The organism is Rhodovarius sp. (assembly GCF_040399605.1).
Taxonomy (GTDB): domain Bacteria; phylum Pseudomonadota; class Alphaproteobacteria; order Acetobacterales; family Acetobacteraceae; genus Rhodovarius; species Rhodovarius crocodyli_A.
Map to the genome: position 1 here is coordinate 1 of NZ_JBBARU010000136.1, position 4080 is coordinate 4080.

At 65.7% G+C, this 4080-nt stretch carries 3 protein-coding genes; all 3 read left to right on the plus strand.

Features of this window, described 5'->3' with window-relative positions; translation table 11 throughout:
• The first annotated feature begins 187 nt into the window (after positions 1-187).
• The gene (locus ABWP84_RS18175; protein WP_353213436.1) at positions 188-856 is read left to right on the plus strand and encodes an OmpA family protein; all 669 of its coding nucleotides are present in this window, start codon (positions 188-190) and stop codon (positions 854-856) included.
• Between the two features lie 27 nt (positions 857-883).
• The gene (locus tag ABWP84_RS18180; protein WP_353213437.1) at positions 884-1834 is read left to right on the plus strand and encodes a hypothetical protein; all 951 of its coding nucleotides are present in this window, start codon (positions 884-886) and stop codon (positions 1832-1834) included.
• A gap of 214 nt (positions 1835-2048) precedes the next feature.
• Positions 2049-3926 carry a protein kinase domain-containing protein gene (locus ABWP84_RS18185; RefSeq protein WP_353213438.1) on the plus strand — a complete coding sequence of 626 codons (1878 nt, stop codon included), beginning with the start codon at positions 2049-2051 and terminating at the stop codon, positions 3924-3926.
• Positions 3927-4080 lie beyond the last annotated feature (154 nt).

The following is a 4080-nucleotide window of genomic DNA, read 5'->3' on the forward strand; positions in this document are numbered from 1 at the left end:
CGGGAGCGAGACACAGAACGGCGATGGTGTTCGCTATGGATGTTGAATCCGCCCAGCGAAACTATGCCGCTTTCATCGCCCTCGCTTGTGTCTTCCTCTTGGTCAAATCCGTCCACAGGGCCCAATATCAACCTGCGATGACATGCTTTAGGATCGCAAGATCACTTTTCAAAAAGGGACGCTCACTATGCCACGTCTTCCCCTTGCCTCGGCCATCCTAGCAATGGCACTGGCCACCCAAGGCCAAGCGCAGCAGGACCAGGAGGCGCAGCGGCTGATCCAACAGCTGAGCCCGACGCGGGGAATCCGAATGCCCTCGGCCGACCCCGGCACCGCCGTGTCGTCGCCGAGCTTGACGCCCGCGGCGCCCGAGGCCAGCCCCGCTCTCTCCAGTACCGGGGGCCTGGCTTCGCCGCCAAACCAGACATTCGTGCCGCAGCCGCTGACCACAGCGCCGATGGAGCCTGCCGCCCCCCCGCCGCGCCAGACCACGGCGCCCACTGGCGTGGCCGCGGTGTCCATCACGGTGAATTTTGCCTCCGGTTCGGCCAGCCTCACGCCTCAGGCAGCGGCCTCACTGGCCGCATTGGGCCGGGCGTTGAGCTCACCCGAACTCGCACCCTACCGTTTCCGCATCGAAGGCCATACCGATACGGTGGGCGATGCTGGGCTGAACATGCTGCTCTCTCAGCGCCGGGCCGAGGCGGTCCGCGACTTTCTGGCGAAGAATTTCGGCGTGCAACCCACCCGGCTGATGGCTATAGGCATGGGCGAGAGCCAGCTTCTGGTCTCGACCCCGGACAATATGCCCGAGCCCAGCAATCGCCGCGTGCAGGTGCTAAACCTGGGCGGTTGAACACCCCACCGCAGGGAATGCAAGGCAATGGAGGTCGATGATGAAACGACGGTCCGGCTGTCGCCGCACGCGGTGGCGCGAGCGTCACCACGGCGCAGCCTGGGCCGCTGGCTGGGTCTCGCCGGCGGTGCAGCGGCCTTCGGGGCTGCCGGGCTCGGCGGCTTCTGGCTCTGGCCGCAGCCACCTGCGGCGCCGGCGCCCAAGCCCCCCCAGCCCGCTGTCATTTTGCTACCGCCGCCGCCACTGCTGACCCACGCCGCCATCCTGGCGCACCAGGCACGCGAGCCGACAGCTCTTCGCTGGTCGGCCAACCCTCTGGTCTGGGTATTGGATTTCCCAGGCCTGGAAGCGCAGGGCCAGGCGATGAACCGTGCTGCAGCGCTGCTGGAAAAGCGGGCCACCCCGCGCGACAGAGTGCTGGATAATGACGCACTGGCGGCCGCCATCGCCGCCGATGGCAAGCTGCCCTCCAATTGGTATTTCGGCCACAACTACGCGGCTTCCGGGCTTGCGCGCATGGCCAGGCTGGCGGCGGAGGCCGGCATCACCCTCAACCCGATGGAGCGCTGGGTGCAGGAGCAGGTGGGGGCCGCCCGTCGCATCGACCCCTTTCGCGAGGCGGCATTTCTGAGCTTGCCCGCAACTGGCCCGGGGGTGGATTCCGATGCCCGCGCATCTATCCTGCTGCATGAACTGGGGCATGGCCAGTTCATGACCCAACCGCTTTTCGCCGCCCATGTCTTGCGCGTTTGGGGCGAGGGGTTTTCGGAGGCCGAGCGCCAAGCAATGCGCCACTTCCTGGCCAGGGATGGCTATGACACGCGGCAGGAGGACCTCATGGCCAATGAAGCCATGGCCTATTTGCTTTACACCCCCGACCGGCGCTTCTTTGACCCTCTACGTGACCTGGGCTGGAGCGAGAGCCAGGCCCTGCGGTTGCGGTCCATGCTTCGCGCCGGCGCCCCACCCGAACCTTGAAGAAGCCCTTCGTGCACCGGCTGCTGAGCAGCTTTGCCACCTTCCGCATCTGGAATGGGCTAGCAGCCCAAGATCCTCAGCACCTGCAGCATGGGCCGACGGGCCATGCCGAAGGTCGGAACATTCATCATGTGGTCGCAGGCGTCATCTTTCGGGCTGGCGAGCGTCCCATTCGGCTGTAGAGTAAAGGCTCTGCGGGAGAGTCGCCCCTGTCATGAGCAACGAAAAATTTGGCAAGTACGAGATACGCGGCACCCTGGGTGAGGGCGCGATGGGCCGCGTGCTTGACGCCTTCGACTCGGTGATCGAACGGCGCGCGGCGCTGAAGGTCGTTCGTTGCCCCGCGGCTGGCGATGCCGATGGCACCGAGGCAATGGCCCGTTTCCGGCGTGAAGCCCAGGCCGCGGGCCGATTGAACCACCCCAATATCGTTGCGGTCTATGATTATGGCGAGGATGACCGCCACGCCTGGATCGCCATGGAGCATGTGCCGCGCGGCTCCTTGAAGGAGATGTTGGAGCGTGACGAGCGCCTAGCCATGCCCGCCATCCTCAAGATCATGGAGCAGATGCTCTCCGCCCTGGACTACAGCCACAAGCGCGGCGTGGTGCACCGGGATATCAAGCCCGCCAATATCATGTCGGGTGCCGAGGGTGAGGTGAAGATCGCCGATTTTGGCATCGCCCGGATCGAGAATTCCTCGATGACCCAGGTCGGCACCATCATGGGCACACCCAGCTATATGGCGCCCGAGCAATTGCGCGGCGAGACGGTGGATAGCCGGGCCGATATCTGGGCTGCGGGCGTGGTGCTCTATCAGTTGGTGACTGGCGAGAAGCCCTTCTCGGGTGGCTATTCCTCGGTGCAGCATAAGGCGATCAACACGGAGCCAACGCCGCCTTCGACGCTGTCAGTCACCGCGCCACTGGGGATCGATGCTGTGGTGGCTCGGGCGATGGCCAAGCGGCCGGATGGACGCTTCGCCACCGCGGGCGAATTCGCCAAGGCGCTGCAGGACGCCATGGCCGCGCCCGCCGCCGCCCTGCCTATGGCCGATGGTGACGCCACGATCGTGGCCACCGACTCGGGTACAAAGCCCGCCGCGCCTGCCAAATCGCCTGTGCCGGCGCGCAAAGGCGCGCCCCTGGTGCTGATCGGCGGGGGCGTCACGCTGCTGGCCGCCGCTGGCGCTGCCCTCTTTTTTCTAGGCGGCCAGCCCACCCAGCCCATGGCAATACCGCCGCGCGATGTGGCGGTGAACACGCCGGCCCGCAGCAACCCGCCGAGCGTGTCATTAACCCCCTCGCTGAACACCACCTCAACACCGCCGACGCAATCTGACGCGCGGCCCCCTCAGCCGGTGCTGGCACCGCCGCCCAGCAGGCCTTCAGCCGAACCACCTCAAACGCCGCCCATCCAGCTATCACCCGCCCTTTCCCTGCCTGACTTCACAGCCGCGGCCGCCACACTCGCCACTGCGCCGCTTTGTGGCCTGTTCAACGCCACCGCGCTGCCCAATAGCGTGGCTGTGGATGGCGTGCTCCGCCATGCTGATCATGATGCGCTGCGACGCCTATTGGCGGCGCGAGACATCCCCCCCAATGCCGCGCGTCTGTCGTTGCAGGGTTTCGATGGCCCCTACTGCCCGGCGCTGGAGGCGCTGCGGCCGGTGCTGGCGGGCATTGGCCAATCGCCGCGTATCTCGCTGGTCGGCACCATGCCGTTGCTGGCAGAGCAATTGCTGCGGCTGGACGTCACCATGCCGGAATGGCCCGCTCAGCTCCACATTGCCTATTTCATGCAATCCGGTGAGGTGGCCAATCTGCTTCCCTCCGCTGCCCATCCGCCCGGCAGCACGGCGCGGCTGGGGGAACCACGCGCTGGCTTCCCTGGCTGGGAGGTCAGCGAGCCCTTCGGTACAGATCTCCTGGTGGCCGTGGTCAGCGAAGGCCCTCTCTTCGGCGCCCCCCGGCCTGAGGTCGAGGCACAATCTAGCTACGTCTTTGCGCTGAATGCCACCATAGGCGAGGCCAAGCGGGCAGGCCGGCGTGTGCTGATCCGCCCCTTTGTGGTCGAAACGGCGGCGCGATAGGGGCAATCGCGCTTTCGCAAATTCCCTTTTCAATGAGCGCCTTGCGAATACACCATTCACAGTTGTATTGCGCTAAAACAGGGCGGATTCAACATCCACAGCGAACACCATCGCCGTTCTGTGTCTCGCTCCCGCCGGCCAATGTTGCAAGTAG